The sequence below is a fragment of the Nostoc sp. genome (assembly GCF_036917775.1).
Lineage (GTDB): Bacteria > Cyanobacteriota > Cyanobacteriia > Cyanobacteriales > Nostocaceae > Nostoc.
The window spans coordinates 45921-64944 of the sequence record NZ_JBALEQ010000092.1 but is presented as its reverse complement, the minus strand read 5'-3'; the positions used below and the strand labels follow the sequence as shown (position 1 = coordinate 64944).

The window sequence follows — 19024 nt, the reverse complement described above, 5'->3', positions numbered from 1 at the left end:
AGATATTCAGGATAGATTTTTTTATGAAATTGGTTTTGAGATGATAAAGCCTGAATTGGACGATTTACCTGTACCCTAAAAATAAGCGATTAGCTACGTGCGATCGCTAACTACAAAACTGCTAAAGTAAATTTATAACTACTTGATGCCATATCCATTCTATGACCATAGCTCAAGAATTAGATTCTCAAAAAGGCATCTGCCAAGATGTTATATTTCCCCCTGGTGATCTATATAGTGATGAGCCTCCCTTGGAAAGTGAACTTCATTTACGGCAAATAATCCTACTATTAACGTGTCTGGAATTGTTGTGGCGAGATAGAAATGATTTCTATGCGGCGGGAAATCTAACTATTTACTACAGTCCGCGCCAACGCAAATCGGAATACTTCCGGGGGCCAGACTTTTTTGTTGTGCTGGGAACTGAACGTAAAACCCGCAAAAGTTGGGTAGTCTGGGAAGAAGAGGGCAAATATCCGAATGTAATTCTAGAAATTTTGTCTGACTCAACAGCGAATACTGACAAAGATTTAAAGAAAAAAATTTATCAAGATACTTTCCGCACACCTGATTATTTTTGGTTTGACCCTTACACACAAGAATTTGCGGGATTTCATTTAGTAGATGGAGAATATCAACCTCTACAAACAAGTGAAGAAGGATATTTATGGAGTCATCAGCTAGGGTTGTATCTAGGAGTTTATCAGGGACTATTGCGGTTTTTTACACGAGATGGGCAACTAGTACCAACACCTGAAGAAACGGCAGAACAAGCTGAACAAAAGGCAGAACAAGCTGAAAAAAAAGCAGAACGTTTAGCAGCAAAGCTACGGGAGTTAAATATCGATCCAGATACAATTTAGACCAGAGCTATTTCATTTAGGATAGTGTTGCGCTAAAAACTCTTTAGCTTCAGTCTTATCTTTAATTACTCCATCTAAGGTAGCAGCAAGTATATCATCTAATATTTTTCGATACTGTGGCCCTGGTTTGTAACCAAGTTTCTTTAAATCATTGCCATTCAATAGTGGCTGCACATTCGCCCAAACTGTTAAATATTCCCAAATTTGATGTCTAATCTCTCGCGGACTTTGCAAAGCAATTAAAATCAGCATTGGTAAATCATATTGTCGCAACAACTGCACTAGTTGACTGGGATGTTGAAAAGTGGGTAAAGATTCTATTACTTGACTAAAGTTTTGGACTAAGTTTTTTAACCTAACAATGCTATCGTCTTGTAATTGCAAATTTTGTGCTACTTTCACCCGATATTCTGGTGTTAGATGGGCGATTAACGCTTCTAAGCGCATTTCCCAATGGATGAGAGTTTGTTCAGCATCAAATCGTCGCAAACAGCGTTCTAGTAAACGTAATTGTCGCAGGAGTTCTGCGTTTAGCTTCAGGGTAGGATGGATACATTGCAACGCCCCTAAGTTATCGAGTAACTGTAAAGCCGATTTCCAATAAGGGGCTTCTAGGATGTGTTTTAATTCTGTTTTCAGTCTAGTTTGTAGGGCTGGAGTTTTGGTATTTTCCTGGGAAGTGCGATCGTAAACACCACTGTTGATGGCATAGCGAATAAACTCTTCAGTCTGTGGTTCAATTTCAAATCCGAAGCGCACGGCAAAGCGCACGCCGCGATAAATGCGGGTGGGATCTTCGATAAAGCTGTTAGGGTGTAAAACCCGAATTTGTTTAGCTTGTAAATCGAGTAAACCGCCAAAGAAATCGAGTAATTCACCAGAGCGGGGAGAGGTAAGCCGCAAAGCGATCGCATTAATGGTAAAATCTCGACGATACAAGTCTTGACGAATCGAACTCGCCTCAACTTCTGGATTCGCCGCCGGGTAAGGATAAAACTCTGTTCTAGCTGTGGCAATATCTACCCAAAGAGAATCTAATTCTGGATCTTTGTGCCACAACAAAGCAGCAGTTTGAAAAGCCCCGTGGATTTCTAAACGAGCCGCAGGGTAAAGTTGTTGGAGTGCTTTTGCTAGTTCCACACCAGCGCCAACATCTGCTGATTTGTGAAAGCCATCAACTACTAGGTCAATATCTTTAATCATCAAAGTGTCCGATCTTGCTTCCGCTAACAGCAAATCCCGCACCGCACCCCCGACGAGATAAAGATGCCAACCCCGTTTTTCGGCTTCTTGCGATGCTGTGGTGAGTAGTTGCCATAATTGAGGAGCAAGGCGATTTTGCAACTCAGTGCTAAGAGGAATTTTGAATTTTGAATTTTGAATTTTGAATTTTTGCTCTTCCCCTTCTCCATCTTCATCCCTTTCTTGATGTAATTCCCGCAAGACATCAGTACGAGTGACAAGACCAACTAACTGCTCATTCTCCAATACTGGCAAGCGTCCGATATCATAAGTCACCATCAGCGCTTCGATTTGTGGCAGTGTTGTATCTGGTGTAATTGTTTTCAGATTTCTTGTCATATAGCCCTTGACTGGCGAATGACTAAATCCGTGGTGCAGGGCGATATCAAGATCCCGGCGCGAAATAATACCTACTAGTTGCCCTTGAGTATCGACTACAGATAAACCAGAGTGTCCATAGCGCAACAAAATTCGCTGTGCCTCAGCAATTGTGGTTTCAGGTAGAATCGTGCGAACAGGAGAAGACATCAAATCCCTAGCGGTGAGGGGGTGGGGAATTTGTGCTTTTAGCCCGTCAAGGAGTTGTTTTAATATTGCTTGTGAATCAACTCCTCTTAGATTTAGCGATGCGGCTTGTGAATGACCGCCGCCGCCCAAGAGTTGAAATAATAGATTAAGATTTGTTTTGGGAATTTGCGATCGCCCAATTATAGTTAAGCGTGAATCATTTTCACCGAAAGTATACTCATTAGCCAGCAGTATGGCATCAATTTCGGTTAATTCCACAAGTTCTGAAGCCAAACTCGATAGCCCTGGCACAAAATCATCTGTTTTCAGAATTACCCAAGCAACTGTATATCCACGCAAGCAAAGATATTCTAAATTTTCTAGAGATTTAGTTAATAACTGTTGCAATTGCAAAGACAAGCCAGGGTCACGGTAAGTAGAAATTACCGATAAACTTGCGCCTTGTTGCATCAACCAAGCCAAAGCTAAGGCATCCCGTGGTGTGGATTGGTCAAAGGTCAAGGAGCCAGTGTCAACGTGGATACCCAAAGCCATCACAGTCGCTTCAGCAGAAGTCAGAGAGATTTGCTGTTGTTGCAATTGCTCCACAATTAAAGTTGTAGCGGCTCCTACTGAAGAAAGATGCGATCGCGTAGCGGGAATATCTGATTCTTGTCCTAAGTGATGGTCATAAACTATAATTTCCCCAAGATGGGGTAAATCTAACCACTCAGCAGCTTTACCCAAGCGATCGCGCACTTGTGTGTCCACCACAGTCAAAGAGCGAATTTTTTCAGGATTCACCGAACGGCGTTCAATTAGCGGATATTCATCCCGATGCAATGCTAAAAAATCCCGCACAGGAGGATGAGAACCGCCAGTCAGCACAATCTTACTTCCCGGTAGTAGGCGCGTTAACCCTACTGCTGCTCCTAGTGTGTCAAAATCTGCGGTTGTGTGGCAAAGAATTAAATCCATAGTTTAAGAGTCATTAGTCATCGGTACTTAGATAAAGGACAAATGACTAAAATGTTGCAATTTCTGCTAGCTTAAAAATAATAAGAAAGTGTCAGTGTCGCCCTTTAGGATATTCTATCCTTAGTATTTCGCTGTATTGGGAGAAGCAAAAATGACCATAATATTCCAATTTGCCTTGATAGGTCTAGTCCTATTGTCCTTTGTCCTGGTTGTAGGCGTTCCGGTTGCTTACGCTACTCCCCAAAATTGGGTTGAATCTAAAAAACTGCTCTGGGTTGGTTCCGCCGCCTGGATTGCTTTGGTATTTTTAGTTGGTTTGTTAAACTTTTTTGTCGTGTAGACGACGGCTTTGCTCTGGGGCAGGCACATAATATAAGAACTAGAGGGGCAGAAAAGCTAAGGTCAAAGACCAAAGGAGAAAAGGAGAAATTTTTTCCGATTTCCTTTTTTATGACCTTGCTTTCCTGCTCCTCTACATTTAAATAAGAAATGTATATTGGCCAGAACTATAGTTGATTAAGAGGCAGTCATGGCAGTTTTCGAGGGAACTTTTACCCAAACGGAGCCTTTGCGGTTTGCAGTGGTGATTGGTCGATTCAATGACCTTGTTACCGGAAAGCTGCTAGAAGGATGTCAAGATTGCTTGAAACGCCACGGTGTAGATCCTAACCCCCAAGGTAATCAGGTGGACTATGTTTGGGTTCCGGGAAGTTTTGAGGTACCTTTAGTAGCTCGCCAACTAGCACTTTCCCATCGTTATGATGCTGTAATTTGTCTAGGTGCAGTCATTCGCGGGCAAACACCCCATTTTGATTATGTATCCGCCGAAGTTTCTAAAGGCATCGCTGCCGCTAGTTTTCAAACTGGAGTGCCAGTAATTTTTGGCATTTTGACAGTAGACACCATGCAGCAAGCCTTAGAACGGGCAGGTATCAAAGGTAATCATGGCTGGGATTATGCTCTAAACGCCCTAGAAATGGCAAGCCTGATGCGGCAATTGCGTTCTAACCTAGCAGAGCCATATTCTCGTAATAGCCAGTCTTTGCCAGCCTCTTTTCAAAGTGCCAGCATCGGCAATTTAACGGCGGAGTCAGAAGAATTGGGCTAAATGAGTCATTAGTCATTTGTCCTTTGTCATTCACTAATAACCAATGACCAATGACCAATGACTAATGACCAATGACTAATGACAAATTAATAAATTAAAGAGGTTGACAATCAAAGATAAATCTGAGATATTGATATATGGCAATTGATTGCGGGTGTAGCTCAGTGGTAGAGCGTCACCTTGCCAAGGTGAATGTCGCGCGTTCGAATCGCGTCACCCGCTTCCAACTAAAACCTCTTGAAGTTAAAAATCTCAAGAGGTTTAGTGTTTTTAGGGTGCATTGAAGTTTTTGGCGATTCGCGCTGTATTCTTGTGAATCGTTCCGAATTTTGATGAATTTCATAGATAGGTAGAATATAAAGTAATTTAGATATGGTGGAACTGTTTATTTGTGGATAGATTTTACCCATCTAGTAAAACTTGTTCAAACTATGGGGGAATTCAAGGGTATTAGTCTCTTAAAACAGATTTATGTATGTCATAAATATCAGCAGTGTACTGACTAAGATTTCACACTGAGCGTAGCCGAAGTGTTAAATACATCTAAACATTTTGAAACTTATGCACGAATAGCTAAATCGTGTTTCGACATTAAGGGATAACCGCTCCTATGCTCCCTTTGAAATGTCAAATAATATCTAGCTTTGTCTAGATTTTATCTAGGAGAAGGAAATTTTAAATAAGATTGTCAGCTTCGGGGAAAGACTACAAATAAAACCCCGTACTGATATGAAAATTAGGATACTTAGAGTGTGCTGCATCTACTGTTTGCAATCATGGCGATATTTGTATTGCCAGTATATGTATATAAAGAGAGCAATCTATAGTAGCAGAAGCTTCTATTGCATTTACCAAAGGATTATATTGTCGTAGTTCGTGTAAAACACGCTCAAGTTACTAGAACGCTTGTGCAATCTCAAAAACCCGAAAAAATAGATTTCAATGCTGAATACCCCTGTCCCTGTCGTCGCCGGGGTCAGTTAATTCCGATTACGTTGACAGAAGCATTTGGTTGCGATCGCTGTCAGCAAATCTTTGTTGTAGAAGATAATGGTCATGTCCTAGAACAGCTTTCTACCACCTATCCCTACAAACGGGCTTGGCGTTGGATGGGAAATAGTTGGCACGTTGTCCATCCCCGCTTGGGAGAAAGCTATCTGCCTATAGCACTTGGCATTATTTTCGTGCTAGTGATTATATGGCTGCCATTAGCACTGCGATTAGCAAATGGTTCCAGCATTATTGCTTGGGCAATGGTGGCGGTGCTATTAGCTATTCTGCCAGCATTAATGGTCTGGCTTACCTACAGACGTTAACTCAATGACTGTTGAAGTTTTAGATGACCACCCCGAACCGATTACCAGTGCCCAACGAGCCTATCAAGCTTCCCTAAAGTTGGGGATCACAAAGGGAGCAGACCGAAGTCGTGCAGTATTGGCGATGGCACAAGCCCTTGAGCGCTCATTTGACGACATTCTAGAAGCCAACACGTTGGATTTAGAAGCCAGTCGAGAAATGGCAGTGCCAGAGTTGATATTGGACTGGCTGAAGCTGACTCCCACAAGGCTAGAGATGACAGTAGACGTTTTACAACGGTTAGGGGAATTATCAGATCCGCTACGGCGCGTCAGAACGGCTGATTATCAACTGGAAGATTCCCAGAGTTACACCCAGTTAATGCCTTTGGGAGTGATTGGATTTATTTATGAAGCCTTTCCCGATTTAGGAGCGATCGCAGCAGGTTTTTGTATTAAAACTGGCAATAGTATAATTCTCAAAGGCAGTACTGAAGCTAGCCATTCCAACGCCGCCATCGCTGAGGCACTGCAAAATGCGATCGCAGAAGTTGGTCTACCTCCGGGGTGTGTAGAGCTGATCACAGCCGAACATGGTGCTTCAATTCGGGATTTAGTCACCCAAGACCAGTACGTGAATCTAATTATTCCCTACGGACGTTCTAGCTTGGTACAGCAGGTAGTACGACAGTCAACTTGCCCAGTCTTAAAGTCCGCGATGGGTAACTGTTATCTCTACTGGTCGCTAAATTCCAGCTTAGAAATGGTACGGTGGATGATCCTTGATAGCCATCAAAGCGAACCTGATCAAGTTAATGCCATTGAAAAGGTACTCATTCATCGTCAAGCCTTGCCATCATCCTTAGCGGTTCTGTGGAACAGCTTGATGGAAAAAGGCTTTGAGATTAAAGGGGATGCAGAACTAGTAAAAGCCTTTCCCCAGTTGCAGCTGGTGAAGGAGGGCGAATGGGGAAATCCTTATTTAACAAAGACAGTAGCTTTTAAACTTGTAGATAGCTTAGAGGGTGCGATCGCTTGGATTAATGAATACAGCAGTGGTCATGCTGACTCCATCGTGACTGAATCCTACCAAGAAAGTCGGCAGTTTGCTTTAGGAGTTAACAGCGCCTCTACCTACATCAACACTTCCCCGCGTTTTTCCCGCAACCCTTCGCGGGGAGATTCAGTATTTCTCGGTATGTCTAACCAAAAAGGTCATCGGCGGGGATTTATCAGCCTAGAAACCTTGACCACCGTTAAGCATATTGTTCAGGGAAATGGCAGGTTTTAAATAATTCGTAATTCGTAATGGGCTACGCCCCGCTTCTCTACGAGACGCTAACGTAATTCGTAATTTGTAATTTGTAATCTGTTTTAGTTGGGGTCTAAATTCTCAATGTCCCAATCCAATCTTAAAGTTAACAAAATCTTAATTTCTGCTTGATCCGAGTTTGCTAGGTTCCTTGTGTTTGGTTGAGCAGCAATTAGGAGAAAAGTTGAATCAAGCCATTACCTGTGCTTTTCACAACTGGCTCTCCTGAAGTTTGCCAACTGTATTTACATCTGGGTAGAGGTGAATATGGAACTTATGGATGGCGGACTGCTAGCAAATCGGTGCAGACGGCGGAGTTTTTTGTTGGGTGCAGGATTCTTAACTGGGTTATCAATTGCTAGTCAATGGCATCCGGTATTGGCTAACTCAAGGTTTTCTGATTATCCGTTCAGTCTTGGTGTTGCTTCTGGCGATCCTTTGCCGGATGGTGTTGTTATTTGGACGCGGCTGGCTCCAAATCCACTTTCTGGAGGTGGAATGCCAGTGGTGAATGTGCCAGTGCGGTGGCAAGTCGCCCTTGATGAAAATATGAAACGGGTGGTGCGGCGAGGAACAGTGCTGGCAACACCAGAGTTAGCGCACTCAGTCCACGTTGATGTGCGTGGGCTAGATTCTGACCGTTGGTACTGGTATCAATTTCAAGTGGGTAGAGAAGTTAGCCCCATTGGCCGGACTCGCACAGCACCGGCATTTTATAGCTATACCCAACAACTAAACTTTGCTTTTGTCTCTTGTCAAGACTGGCAAAATGGCTACTATACAGCTTATCGGCATTTGGCTGAGGAAAACCTTGACCTTGTGGTTCATCTAGGTGATTACATCTATGAATACGGGCCACAATCTGGTGGCCCACGCCAGCACAATAGTCCAGAAATCATCACTCTTGCAGACTACCGCGATCGCTACGCCCTGTACAGAACAGACCAGAGTCTCCAAGCTGCTCATGCTGCTTTTCCCTGGATTGTCACTTGGGATGATCATGAAGTTGACAATAATTATGCCAACTTAATCCCCGAAGATAACCAAACCGAAGAGGCTTTTAGAAAACGCCGAGCTAATGCTTACCAGGCTTACTACGAACACATGCCCCTCCGTCAGTCTTCGCTGCCTAAAGGCCCAGATATGCTACTTTATCGGCGGTTCACCTTTGGTAATTTAGCTGAGTTCAATGTGTTGGATACCAGACAGTATCGTACTAACCAACCTTGTAATGATGGACTGAAGCCTCGCTGCCCAGAGGCTTTTGATCCAAATGCTACTATGACCGGCTCAGAACAAGAGCAGTGGCTACGAAAAGGTTTGGATCAGTCGCGATCGCGCTGGAATGTGATTGCTCAACAGACGATGCTTGGCCAGTACAATTTTAATAGTAGTCCAGGTCCCGGTGTCTTTAATGTGGATCAGTGGGACGGCTACGTGGCTGCACGTAATCGGCTCTTGAGTTTTCTAGACCAGCGCAAGCCTTCTAATCCAGTGGTGATTACCGGAGATATCCATTCTAGTTGGGTACACGACCTGAAGCTGGATTTTAATAACCCCAACTCAGCCACAGTAGGCACTGAGTTCGTAGGAACCTCAATTACCTCTGACTTTCCCACAGCATTTATCGCTCCAGTTCAAGCATCACTAGGCAACAATCCCCATACTAAGTTCTTTGATGGTGCTTTCCGGGGATACGTCCGTTGCAAGCTTACCCCACAACGCTGGCAAAGTGACTACCGCGTTGTATCAAGCATTGTTGACTTGAATGCCTCTGTCAAAACTCTAGCTTCGTTTACAGTCCAAAACGGACAGCCAGGAGCGCATCTAAATTAACGTGAGTTCGATCAACCTCTCCCTGGTTTTGCTTAGTAAAACCAGGGAGATGTCTTTATAGTATGAAATATGACTTTAGAATATTCAAGCCAATCGCGATCGCTTATTAAGCGTTACAGCAAATCAAGTCTTCTAAAAAGTTATTTGGCAATCTCTTTGCAATACTTAACTAACTTCTAATTAAAAAAAGTGAATATAGATTAACAATGATAACTAACACTATATTTTATTAAGTTCATCAGGCTAAATAGAGAGTATGCTTAATAACTGAGGTCTAGTTGAGAATTTAAGTAACTAGGTACAAACAAACTTAAATATTTGTTGAGTATTTTGTACTTTGCCATTTTTTTGAGTATTAAATACTAAAAAACAAAGTTTATTGTGCCAACTTACTAACTAGGTTATCAAGCGAGGCGGTGAAAATCCGACCTAAGCCAAATACTAACAGCGAAAACAAAAGTAAACTTAAAAACAATTACGTAAGATGATAAACAAAATTTTGCTGACTGTATCAGGATTGGGACACGCAGAAGAAATGCTTAAAACCCTGAGAGAAATCCCTTCAATTGAATCTGCGAAAGTTACAATTTTGCACGTTGTTCAGGCACAAAATACTGCTGCTACCATGACAACTAAATGGGAAAATGGCGGTAAAATTCTAGCTAATGCTATTCAAACTTTAAACCTAGATCCTAGCCAGGTTTCTTCAATTTTGCGCGAAGGCGACCCCAAAGATGTAGTTTGTCAAGTAGCTGATGAAATTGACGCTGACTTGATTGTTATGGGTTCACGCGGACTTAAGCGGCTGCAATCGATTTTATCGAACTCAGTTAGTCAGTATGTTTTCCAGCTATCTTCTCGCCCCATGTTGCTGGTAAAAGATGACATTTATGTCAAAAAAATTAAGCGCATTATGGTGGCAGTAGACAACTCTGATTCTGCAAAAAACTGCTTGAAATTGGCACTGTTTTTACTGCGAGATATTCAGGGAGGCCAGTTAATTTTGGCAAATATTAGTACAGATTTAGGTGGTAAAAAATCGGAAATAACCGAGGTTAACTCAGATAAAAATCCAGTTTTAGCAGCCGCAGTTGCAGAAGCTCAAAAACAAGGTATCCAATCTCGTACTTATATCAGCAGTGGCAAACCTGGTGAAGAAATTTGCCGGTTAGCAGAAGAGTTGAATATAGACTTATTATTGCTCGGTTCTCCAGATCGTCGTCCATCCATTGCTAAGAGTTTTGTTGATATAGATCGACTCATCGGATCTTCCTTGTCTGACTATGTTCGAGTCAATGCCACTTGTCCGGTATTGTTGGCGCGGACTATAGCTTAAGTCAAGAATGCTGAGTATAAAAATTGTTGTAATAGGATAGTAAAGAAGTAAGATTTATTTTATCTTTACTACCCAACGCAGGCTAAATGCCGCGCAATCCATATACAGCAATCAATTAGTGGTTGATAAATAAAAACCCCTACACTAATAGTGCAGGGGTTATTTATTTTATACACAAATTCTTAACTATCTTTTCCACCTTGGCGGCTAGCAGTTTGGATGTACAGAATTAGTAAAAACACAGTGGGAACTAATACGAACAAAATGCTCGCTACGAACCCCAGGTCATTAACTTGCATGGCAAGAAAGCCTCTCTTAGTTTTCCAGTCAACAACATTAGGATACCATTATCAATGACAGAGTTAGCCCAAATTTTTTACTTTCTCAAATGCTAACTACGAATGCTCCCAAAAAATTTAAGGCTTTGTGACTACGCTGACTGAGCCATTCACTAAAGTTTGACAGGCAAGGCGGTAATTTTCTGGCTTTTTCTTGAATTTACGATTTTCTACGTCTGTGCGTGGGGAAAGATTTTCTAGTCCTTCGACTATTTCAACAATACAAGTACCACATTGACCATTACCACCGCAATTGGTCATCTTACCAATGAATGTATATATATCAATGTCATTTTGCATGGCTTTGAGTCGGAGATTGGCACCATCTGCCGCTACTACTTCTTTATTCTCTTTAACGAATTTGATATTACCCATAATTTATTCCTCCTTGACTCTAAGCTTGGCTTTCAAGGCTTCATATTGACATGGCTTGATTCACATCTTGTTTATTATATTAAAACATTACAAAATATTAATAAATATTAATTTAAGAAAACATAGTGCCACAAAAAAATAGAACAGGTATATTACCTGTCCTACTCAATTAAAAAATAGATTAACTTACCTAAATCCCACGGCTGCTTGCCAAACGAAAGCAAGCAACAAGAAGAATACAGGGATGACTGGGAGAACATCTACCAAAGGATCGAAGATTTGGTAAGCTTCAGGCAGTTTTGCTAATAAAAGTGCTGCTTCCATGTTTGTTTAAATCCACCTATCCAACACAGCTTTCATAATTGAGAAGTATCTTAACATGGTTTGGTCATTGGTCATTTGTCATTGGTAATTAATACGCTATTCTTCGACTTCCCATTGTTCATCTCCACCTTCTTCGTTGAGCCAGTGGCCAAATTCTGTGGTGAAGCGATCGCTCAATATTGCTTCTCTAATCTTTTGGGTAAAGCGAATTAGCTCGGTAATGTTGTGAATGCTCAATAAGGTATAAGCTAAGATTTCTTGCGATCGCACCAAATGAGAAATGTAAGCTCGGCTAAAATTTTGACAAGTGTAGCAGGGACAAGTTTCATCTAATGGCGTAAAATCTTCACGAAACTTAGCATTCTTTAAATTCCACCGTCCGCCCTGGACTATTGCCGTTCCATGTCTCGCCCAGCGAGTGGGAATTACGCAATCAAATAAATCTATCCCAGATGCGATCGCGATCGCCATTTCCCGATAAGTACCCACACCCATCAAATAACGCGGCTTTTCGGGCGGTAGAAGCGGTGCTGTCACTTTTACAATCTGAGCCATCAATTCTGGCGGTTCTCCCACACTCACGCCACCAATGGCATATCCAGGCAAATCTAACTTAGCCAAAGCTTCAGCCGCACGGCAACGCAAATCCAAATACACGCCCCCTTGCACAATCCCAAACAAAGCCTGCTCACTATGTTGATGAGCCGTTATGCAGCGTTCTAACCAGCGATAAGTCCGTTCAGTTGCAGTTTCCACCTCTTGGCGAGTCGCTGGGTAGGGGGGACACTCATCAAAGGCCATGATCACATCTGCCCCTAAAGTATTTTGAATCTCAATAGAGCGTTCTGGTGTCAAGTTAATAATTCGTCCATCATGTGGTGAGCGGAAAGTTACACCTTCTTCAGTAATTTTTCGCATCTCACTTAAACTGAACACTTGAAATCCACCAGAATCTGTGAGCATTGGGCCGTTCCAACCCATAAACTTGTGTAATCCACCACCCCCAGCCACGATCGCTTCGCCTGGTTGTAGGTGAAGATGATAAGTATTGGATAAAATCATTTGCGCCCCAGTATCTCGTAGCTGGGCTGGGGTAATAGTTTTAACATTTGCCAGCGTACCTACTGGCATAAATCTGGGGGTTTCTACAATTCCGTGAGGAGTGAAAAACACTCCGGCTCTAGCTTTTGTCTGACTACAGCAAGCAAGACATTCAAAGGAAAAATTCGCACTCATGCCATTTTAGATTTTTGAAGATGCGCCTATTAAGACTTACGCAAAACTATACGACGTAGGGGCAATTCATGAATTGCCCCTACATCAGTAAAGCCCAGCCTCACATCAAATTGGTATAGAAGTAGCTATTTTAAAAAGAATCAGAACAGTCATCGTCAATTTCTGCATCCCATCTGGCTGAGAGGACTTGCTCCATCATCGCTTCTATGGCGCTGACGTTGAAGGTTCGCTCTCGTCGCTCTTGTATGGGGGTTGAGCGGGGAATCAACCGCAGACACACTCCTTCTTGCATCAAATCGAAGTAAGTTTCTTGTTGCGATGACTGTTTGAGTTCCAAGTAATCAAAACTACAAACATTCAAATATAGCGCATGGTTAGCCACTAAGGTAGACCTTTGTGGATTAGCAAAAACTTCCATCACATCCCCTTCACCCTCGCTCAGTACCTTATCTTCTTGGGTGTAGATGTAGTGGACTCGACCTAAATCTGCCAGCAATCGCCGGATGTCGAGCTTATTCACAATGATGCCCGTGTTAATAATGCACGGAGCTGGTATCCTGGTGTCGGGTAGATGGTGACTCATAGGAAAATAGCGATTGAGCTAAGGAGAGCGATAACAGAGCTAAACTGTCAAAATTGAATAGCTTGTTTACTCCCTACATTTAAAAAAATATCAATTTTGTGGGGCAATCGTCTAACAATTTAGAGTAAGTTTTTAGTTAACGAATACAAAACACAAATTTTGATTCCTGATGGAATTTTAAGTTCCTGAATCATTGATTTTTGTATAAAAAATTACTAAAAACTTTTTGTTTACTACTTAGACCAGCATAACAAAATTTTCAGTGATAATCTCTAACAGAAGTAAATCTTATCTAAAGCTTTAAAGTGTACTGATGTTCAATTGTAGTCAAATTATGATGATTATCCAGCAATTAGCCAAATATTAATGTAACTACGATGACGAAACAGCAACAGTGGTGGAAAAAGCTGCTGTTAAAGCTGGCAGCTAGTATCATATTTTACACAAGTATTCCATTACCATATTTGAACGGGTTAGATTTTCAAGGAGTGGCACGTCTTGCTTCGCTTGTAGGGTTAATAATTGGGGGAATTTTAGGTTTACTGGATACGGGGATGGATTATCTTGGGATGCCAGTGTTAACTCGTAGTGCTTTGGTAGTAAGTATTTGGATTGCCATAACTGGAGGACTGCACTTAGATGGGGCAATGGATACTGCCGATGGTTTAGCAGTAGGCGACCCAGATCGGCGGCTGGAGGTGATGGCAGATAGTGCTACAGGTGCTTTTGGAGCAATGACTGCGATCGCCTTGGTGCTACTCAAAATCACAGCCTTAACAGATATGCCAGAAAACCGTTGTTTGTTACTGATGGCGGCTTGTGGCTGGGGACGCTGGGGACAACAGGTAGCGATTGCACGGTATCCTTATCTCAAACCAAGCGGCAAAGGTGCATTTCACAAACAAGCCATTCGTTCTTACAAAGATTTGTTACCAGGATTGTTTTTGCTCTTAGGTTTGAGTGGTTTACTTGTGCTGATAGATAAACAGCAGCTATTTCTCGCACTAGCAATGATAATTGCCGGAAGTGCGATCGCCACTTTAACCGGTGCATGGTTCAACCACAAATTAGGCGGACACACCGGAGACACCTACGGCGCAGTTGTCGAGTGGACTGAAGCCTTATTTCTTTGCGTATTGACCGTTTTTTAAGGGGAGCAAGGGAGGCAGGGGAGACAAGGGGACAAGGTGACAAAAGTTTAGAACTTACAACAAGTCTTTCCCCTTGTCCCCAATTCTCCTTGTCCCCAAGTCCTTTTCCCAATTCCCAATTCCCAATTCATTTAATCGGTTGCAGCTTTGTCACCTTGAGTTTAAAAGCCCCAACCCCAGTTTCTCCAAAAGACCGGACACGAATCACATAATTCCCTGTCTCTACGATGCGGGTAAATAGTAGGGAATTGCTACTACCATCAGGCCCATCATCATTTTCTGCCATAGTTGAACCATCAGGTGCTAGCAGTGTAATGATGCTGTCAAAGTTTTCAGATGACAGATCAACTGCTAAATTATCGCCCTTTTGTAACTTCACAGTATAATCACGAGCAAACCCACCTTGACCTGTGGGAATGTCTTTATCTGAAAGGCTATCGGAAAGTTCAGTACTGTTAGATAAAGGAATTGGACTATACAACTTATTTTGGGCAAAAGCTGCGCTTGTACTTACGCCTATTGCCAGCAATGTGGCAGGAATAATTATGAGTTGTTTTAAACCCGCCGCAAAAACTTTATTCATACATTTCAAGCAATTTTTTCCACAAAAATAGAATAATTCGGTCAATTTATGCGCTTATATGTTCAATTTAGCTCATTAATTATGGATTTGCTCGTCTTTGACGGCAGTGGCTACTGCTACTAATCCTAAGACCACAATTCCATAATGACGAAGAGTTTGCACAGCAGACCTGGCAGTAGCACCAGTAGTATAAATGTCGTCCACTAACAATACTGGAACATTTGGGGGGCGATCGCAAAATTCTTGTCCGACAGCAAAAGCTTGAGCCAAGTTTTTTTCTCGCTTAGATACCGATAAACCAAATTGCGCTTCAGTTTCTCGGACTCTGGCTAAACCATTTAGTTTCAATTTTAATCCAGTTATTTCGCAGAAGCTTTGTGCGATCAGTCCAGCTTGATTGTATTTACGTTGCTTTTGCTTGCTAGGGTGCAGTGGAATCGGAACCACCACAGGCTGGCTATCTCGCTTAGGTGAATTTAACAACCATGCTTCTCCTAACCATTGACCCAAAGGACGAGCTATTTGGGGTTGATTTTCGTATTTCATCACCGCGATCGCTCGTTTCACTGGGCCACCATACTCCCCCCAGCCAAACACTGGTATTGGCTCTTTCCATAGAGACATTGGGTCTTTACGTTGACATTTTTGGAGTTGTCTGGTGCAGTTGTGACAAAATTCTTGGGAAGTTGCGCGTTGGCATAGTGGACAATGGGATTGGAGAAAAAGATTAAGTAAGCCTGTGAGATTTTTAATCCAAGTGTGCATTTTAGAATTGTCCTTTGTCCTTAGTCACTTGTCTTTTGTCCTTAGCTAATGACCAATGACCAATGACTAATGACTAATGACCAGTGACTTAAAATACACGCGATCGCAGCGTGGTGTTTCTACTCCTGTTGCTGGAGTGTAGCCGTTACTTTCATACAGCTTGACTGCTTCCACCAAAACACTGGCGGTTTCAATCCAAATTTGCTCAAAACCACGCTTTGCGATCGCTGCTTCTAGCTGTTGTAACAAATATTTCCCTAATCCTAAACCCCTAATGCTGGGTAAAAGATACATTTTGCGGATTTCTACAGCTTTTTCACCTCGCTGTATGGGGTAGTATGCCCCAGTTCCTACTAACTGGCTTTGGTGTTCAATTACCCAAAACTCTCCCCCAGTAGCTAAATAACATTCCTCTACTCGCAATACATCTCGGTCAGCGCCTTTGGGTTCCCAACCCAGACCGTATTCTGATAATACATAACTGATGACTTCGGCGGCTCTAGTGCGATCGCTGGCGACCCAATCACGAATTATAAAATCTTGATAATAGTTTTTCATTACCATTTGCTGGTCAAGTTTACACAGAAAATTTTCTGGTTCTATATCCCAATTTACCCAGCAAATAGCTTTTATGGCAGAGTCTGATTTCAGGCGATACTCTCAAGGTGTCAATCAAAAGACAACGGGAGAGGAATTATCTTCCCCTCCCCAAATCTATTTAGCAAGGATAATTCAGCGATATAGCGAGCGCTGACATTGATTTTAGTCTCTATAACCTCTATAACCTGTCCAAGGGCCCCAGATAGCTAAAGTAATACCAGGGCTTTGAATGTTAACGAACAAAGTATCACCATCGGGTGAGAAGCAGGCTCCAGCAAACTCACCAGTTTCGAGGGCATTCCGCGCAAATTTGTAGATTTCACCACTGGGAGTAACGCCTATCAAGAAATTGTCACCATCTCCATCTTCACAGAGGATAAGATCGCCAAAAGGTGCTACGACTAAGTTATCGGGCATATCGAGTTCATCTTTAGATTGAGACTCGACAAACAATTCAATTGTCTCTTGACCCGGAATGTAGCGCCATACCTGACCACCCCCTACAGGGCCGCCACTTGTAGCAGTGAAGTAAAATTCACCTTTGCTTTTCTTATTATCCTTACCATTTTTGTCTTTCTTTTCCTTGTTGTCGTCATACCAAATGCCTTCCCCACGGTTAAACCGGGCTGCACCTAATGCACGACCTTGGACTCTGACATTATCTACAGTAGTAGGGTTTGGCTCAGGAATAGTTACCCAATCTACATCCCATTTCTGTCCGACTACAAAACCGGTGGTGGTGTTAACCTCTGGTTTATCCTTGATCCTCAAAGCTTGGAGAGTACCTCCTGCCTTTAAATTGCCATACTGTTTCGGGATAAAACGATAGAAAAGGCTATCTCCTCTATCTTCAGTCTGATAAACAATTCCAGTTTTGGGATCTACAGCTATAGCCTCATGATTAAACCGTCCCATTTCAACTAAAGGTACTGGTTCAACAGGAGAGGTGGCCTTAGCTGGAACCTCAAAGTTATAACCGTGTGGCTTAGTGACTCCATTTGTTGCAGTCGGTATGGTTGTATCTTCTTCGCAGCTAATCCATGAACCCCAAGGAGTTAGACCACCTGCACAGTTACGAATGGTTCCACCAAGAGAACTGAACTCTTTGATCAGTTTGCGATCGCGTCCAACAATCAGAGTTGTAGTGCCACCTTTGCAAATAGGATCGTAGGGATTGGGCACTTGTACTTTTGTACCAGAAGTATTGCTAAGTTCGTGATTTCGAACCAGTATGATTGTATTTCTGGGCCCAGGGAAGGCTGCCATTCCATCATGATTACTAGGCTCTAAACTCCCATCGCTCATGAGAGTGCCTGTGCGAGATATAATTTGATACCGAAATCCCCTTGGTAAATCTAACAAGCCATTGGGATCTGGTAAAAGTGGCCCATATCCTATGCCATATCTTGATCCATCTGCTTGTTGGGCAACAAGACCCTTCATAGGAGACACCATCAAGGTGCCGACAGCAGTTGTACCTGCTATTGCAAAGAATTTACGTCTTGAAAATGTCATGAGGATGATTTGGTTACTTACATAATGCTGAAGAAAAAGTATTTTATTTTGATTAAGTTTGGGTTATGCTTTATTTAATTTAGGTTTAGTTAATAAAATATAAATTTATATAAACTTGCCTTTTTTTAGCAAATTTATGTATATAAGCCTCATCTATATTGAGAGCTAGAGTTTTTTTAAAAGATATATTTATGTAGGTTGGGTGGAGTGAAATGCAACCCAACATTACCACCAAATTTTATGTTGGGTTACGCGATCGCTGCACCCAACCTACAAAACTACGGTTCTTAAGGTAGACAAGGTTTAGGACTCAAATTTGATTTTTTAAAAAACTCCGTACAGCTCAAAAAGCCTTCTTTCCTACCGCCAAACTGCGCGAACAAAAATCAAAGCGGATTTTTATATGAAGTTTATAAATAAAGTCTTCAAAAAAAGCCAGCACCTACCTAGACAGTGAACCTGAATAGTCGAAGCTAGCATGATTAGAACTGTAATTAAATATTATTCTAACTTTAACGCTCAAGGAATTTTAAAGGCGATAAATGCCTAAAACTTGTAGGGGACGGATTGAGAATATGTCCCCTAGTTATAGTGTAATACGTTTACTGTTAGAGCTAAATTTGTAGTTTTAGATATGGGATAGTTTTTGACAGCGAATTTTTAACTGACAATTCCTAGATTGCTGTAAATTTCGATGAGATTGCCATCAGGATCGCGAAAATGAGCGGTGCGAATTCCCCAGTCTGGGCGATCTTGCGGCTCAGTCACAATGATCGCATTATGACTTTTTACTTGGTTATAAACCTCATCGACGTTATCGACTGCGAAAACCAAGACTATTTTATCTCGATTGACAATGTATGAAGGCTGTTCAATTCTTGGAACTACTTCAGCCATTAATTCTTTTTTGAACAAACCCAACTTGAGATATCCGGTATTCAACTCAGCATATCCGCTCTCTTCATCGCCCCAATCGACATCAAATTTCAGCAGATCCCGGTAGAACAGAAAAGAATCTTTGTAGTTGGAGACAAGTAATCTCAGGTGTGTTAGCTGAAGCTTCATATCTGTTGCCTT

The 19024-nt window shown here is 42.1% G+C and carries 19 protein-coding genes and 1 tRNA gene; 9 read left to right on the top strand and 11 right to left on the bottom strand.

Annotation, left to right across the window (positions count from 1 at the left end):
• Positions 1–161 precede the first annotated feature (161 nt).
• Entirely contained in the window at positions 162–863 is a 702-nt protein-coding gene (locus tag V7K69_RS18195) for a Uma2 family endonuclease (RefSeq protein ID WP_335036755.1), read from the top strand.
• 12 nt (positions 864–875) lie between these two features.
• On the opposite strand, the gene V7K69_RS18190 is transcribed toward V7K69_RS18195, so the two are convergent.
• Positions 876–3590, bottom strand: a complete 2715-nt coding sequence (locus tag V7K69_RS18190; protein WP_335036753.1) for a CBS domain-containing protein — start codon at positions 3588–3590, stop codon at positions 876–878.
• Between the two features lie 151 nt (positions 3591–3741).
• Here V7K69_RS18190 and psbZ point away from each other — a divergent pair, with 151 nt between their 5' ends.
• The 7 genes from psbZ (at position 3742) to V7K69_RS18155 (ending at position 10477) form a co-directional block, all read left to right on the top strand.
• Complete coding sequence (psbZ, locus tag V7K69_RS18185) at positions 3742–3930, top strand: photosystem II reaction center protein PsbZ (RefSeq protein ID WP_185585168.1); 189 nt, start codon at positions 3742–3744, stop codon at positions 3928–3930.
• A gap of 189 nt (positions 3931–4119) precedes the next feature.
• Positions 4120–4698, top strand: a complete 579-nt coding sequence (ribH, locus tag V7K69_RS18180) for a 6,7-dimethyl-8-ribityllumazine synthase (protein WP_094346524.1) — start codon at positions 4120–4122, stop codon at positions 4696–4698.
• Between the two features lie 150 nt (positions 4699–4848).
• A tRNA-Gly gene (locus tag V7K69_RS18175) sits at positions 4849–4920 on the top strand.
• A 686-nt stretch (positions 4921–5606) separates the two neighbouring features.
• Positions 5607–6014, top strand: coding sequence for a hypothetical protein (locus V7K69_RS18170; RefSeq protein WP_041565838.1), 408 nt, complete (start codon positions 5607–5609; stop codon positions 6012–6014).
• A gap of 4 nt (positions 6015–6018) precedes the next feature.
• Positions 6019–7284, top strand: coding sequence for a glutamate-5-semialdehyde dehydrogenase (locus V7K69_RS18165; RefSeq protein ID WP_335036750.1), 1266 nt, complete (start codon positions 6019–6021; stop codon positions 7282–7284).
• Between the two features lie 288 nt (positions 7285–7572).
• Positions 7573–9141 (top strand): alkaline phosphatase D family protein, encoded by a 1569-nt coding sequence (locus V7K69_RS18160; protein WP_335036748.1) that lies wholly within the window; start codon positions 7573–7575, stop codon positions 9139–9141.
• Between the two features lie 484 nt (positions 9142–9625).
• On the top strand, positions 9626–10477 hold the full coding sequence (locus tag V7K69_RS18155; protein ID WP_335036746.1) for a universal stress protein: 852 nt from the start codon (positions 9626–9628) through the stop codon (positions 10475–10477).
• Between the two features lie 182 nt (positions 10478–10659).
• Here V7K69_RS18155 and psbM read toward each other — a convergent pair whose 3' ends face one another.
• From psbM to V7K69_RS18130, 5 genes are all read right to left on the bottom strand, one after another.
• On the bottom strand, positions 10660–10776 hold the full coding sequence (gene psbM / locus V7K69_RS18150; RefSeq protein WP_012407089.1) for a photosystem II reaction center protein PsbM: 117 nt from the start codon (positions 10774–10776) through the stop codon (positions 10660–10662).
• 117 nt (positions 10777–10893) lie between these two features.
• The gene (locus V7K69_RS18145; RefSeq protein WP_012407088.1) at positions 10894–11190 is read right to left on the bottom strand and encodes a 2Fe-2S iron-sulfur cluster-binding protein; all 297 of its coding nucleotides are present in this window, start codon (positions 11188–11190) and stop codon (positions 10894–10896) included.
• 186 nt (positions 11191–11376) lie between these two features.
• Positions 11377–11514, bottom strand: coding sequence for a photosystem II reaction center protein K (locus V7K69_RS18140; RefSeq protein WP_006195022.1), 138 nt, complete (start codon positions 11512–11514; stop codon positions 11377–11379).
• Positions 11515–11610: 96 nt separating this feature from the next.
• Positions 11611–12750, bottom strand: coding sequence for a tRNA guanosine(34) transglycosylase Tgt (gene tgt / locus V7K69_RS18135; protein WP_335036744.1), 1140 nt, complete (start codon positions 12748–12750; stop codon positions 11611–11613).
• A 130-nt stretch (positions 12751–12880) separates the two neighbouring features.
• Positions 12881–13333, bottom strand: coding sequence for a hypothetical protein (locus tag V7K69_RS18130; RefSeq protein ID WP_012407086.1), 453 nt, complete (start codon positions 13331–13333; stop codon positions 12881–12883).
• 377 nt (positions 13334–13710) lie between these two features.
• Between V7K69_RS18130 and cobS the strand changes: the two genes are divergently transcribed.
• On the top strand, positions 13711–14484 hold the full coding sequence (cobS, locus tag V7K69_RS18125; protein ID WP_335036741.1) for an adenosylcobinamide-GDP ribazoletransferase: 774 nt from the start codon (positions 13711–13713) through the stop codon (positions 14482–14484).
• 127 nt (positions 14485–14611) lie between these two features.
• Here cobS and V7K69_RS18120 read toward each other — a convergent pair whose 3' ends face one another.
• The 5 genes from V7K69_RS18120 to V7K69_RS18100 form a co-directional block, all read right to left on the bottom strand.
• Entirely contained in the window at positions 14612–15067 is a 456-nt protein-coding gene (locus tag V7K69_RS18120) for a PPC domain-containing protein (RefSeq protein ID WP_335036739.1), read from the bottom strand.
• A gap of 75 nt (positions 15068–15142) precedes the next feature.
• Entirely contained in the window at positions 15143–15832 is a 690-nt protein-coding gene (locus V7K69_RS18115) for a ComF family protein (protein ID WP_335036737.1), read from the bottom strand.
• A 66-nt stretch (positions 15833–15898) separates the two neighbouring features.
• Entirely contained in the window at positions 15899–16390 is a 492-nt protein-coding gene (locus tag V7K69_RS18110) for a GNAT family N-acetyltransferase (protein ID WP_335036734.1), read from the bottom strand.
• Positions 16391–16594: 204 nt separating this feature from the next.
• Positions 16595–17947, bottom strand: a complete 1353-nt coding sequence (locus V7K69_RS18105) for an alkaline phosphatase PhoX (protein ID WP_335036732.1) — start codon at positions 17945–17947, stop codon at positions 16595–16597.
• A 660-nt stretch (positions 17948–18607) separates the two neighbouring features.
• Complete coding sequence (locus V7K69_RS18100; RefSeq protein WP_335036730.1) at positions 18608–19012, bottom strand: VOC family protein; 405 nt, start codon at positions 19010–19012, stop codon at positions 18608–18610.
• Positions 19013–19024: the final 12 nt, after the last annotated feature.

Bases quoted from the DNA above. Each gene is read 5' to 3' on its own strand.
- tgt (WP_335036744.1), bottom strand. From the start codon at position 12,750: ATGAGTGCGAATTTTTCCTTTGAATGTCTTGCTTGCTGTAGTCAGACA.
- V7K69_RS18145 (WP_012407088.1), bottom strand. From the start codon at position 11,190: ATGGGTAATATCAAATTCGTTAAAGAGAATAAAGAAGTAGTAGCGGCA.
- V7K69_RS18190 (WP_335036753.1), bottom strand. From the start codon at position 3,590: ATGGATTTAATTCTTTGCCACACAACCGCAGATTTTGACACACTAGGA.
- V7K69_RS18195 (WP_335036755.1), top strand. From the start codon at position 162: ATGACCATAGCTCAAGAATTAGATTCTCAAAAAGGCATCTGCCAAGAT.
- V7K69_RS18105 (WP_335036732.1), bottom strand. From the start codon at position 17,947: ATGACATTTTCAAGACGTAAATTCTTTGCAATAGCAGGTACAACTGCT.
- cobS (WP_335036741.1), top strand. From the start codon at position 13,711: ATGACGAAACAGCAACAGTGGTGGAAAAAGCTGCTGTTAAAGCTGGCA.
- V7K69_RS18100 (WP_335036730.1), bottom strand. From the start codon at position 19,012: ATGAAGCTTCAGCTAACACACCTGAGATTACTTGTCTCCAACTACAAA.
- V7K69_RS18160 (WP_335036748.1), top strand. From the start codon at position 7,573: ATGGAACTTATGGATGGCGGACTGCTAGCAAATCGGTGCAGACGGCGG.
- psbM (WP_012407089.1), bottom strand. From the start codon at position 10,776: ATGCAAGTTAATGACCTGGGGTTCGTAGCGAGCATTTTGTTCGTATTA.
- psbZ (WP_185585168.1), top strand. From the start codon at position 3,742: ATGACCATAATATTCCAATTTGCCTTGATAGGTCTAGTCCTATTGTCC.
- V7K69_RS18140 (WP_006195022.1), bottom strand. From the start codon at position 11,514: ATGGAAGCAGCACTTTTATTAGCAAAACTGCCTGAAGCTTACCAAATC.
- V7K69_RS18120 (WP_335036739.1), bottom strand. From the start codon at position 15,067: ATGAATAAAGTTTTTGCGGCGGGTTTAAAACAACTCATAATTATTCCT.
- V7K69_RS18130 (WP_012407086.1), bottom strand. From the start codon at position 13,333: ATGAGTCACCATCTACCCGACACCAGGATACCAGCTCCGTGCATTATT.
- V7K69_RS18155 (WP_335036746.1), top strand. From the start codon at position 9,626: ATGATAAACAAAATTTTGCTGACTGTATCAGGATTGGGACACGCAGAA.
- ribH (WP_094346524.1), top strand. From the start codon at position 4,120: ATGGCAGTTTTCGAGGGAACTTTTACCCAAACGGAGCCTTTGCGGTTT.
- V7K69_RS18165 (WP_335036750.1), top strand. From the start codon at position 6,019: ATGACTGTTGAAGTTTTAGATGACCACCCCGAACCGATTACCAGTGCC.
- V7K69_RS18115 (WP_335036737.1), bottom strand. From the start codon at position 15,832: ATGCACACTTGGATTAAAAATCTCACAGGCTTACTTAATCTTTTTCTC.
- V7K69_RS18110 (WP_335036734.1), bottom strand. From the start codon at position 16,390: ATGAAAAACTATTATCAAGATTTTATAATTCGTGATTGGGTCGCCAGC.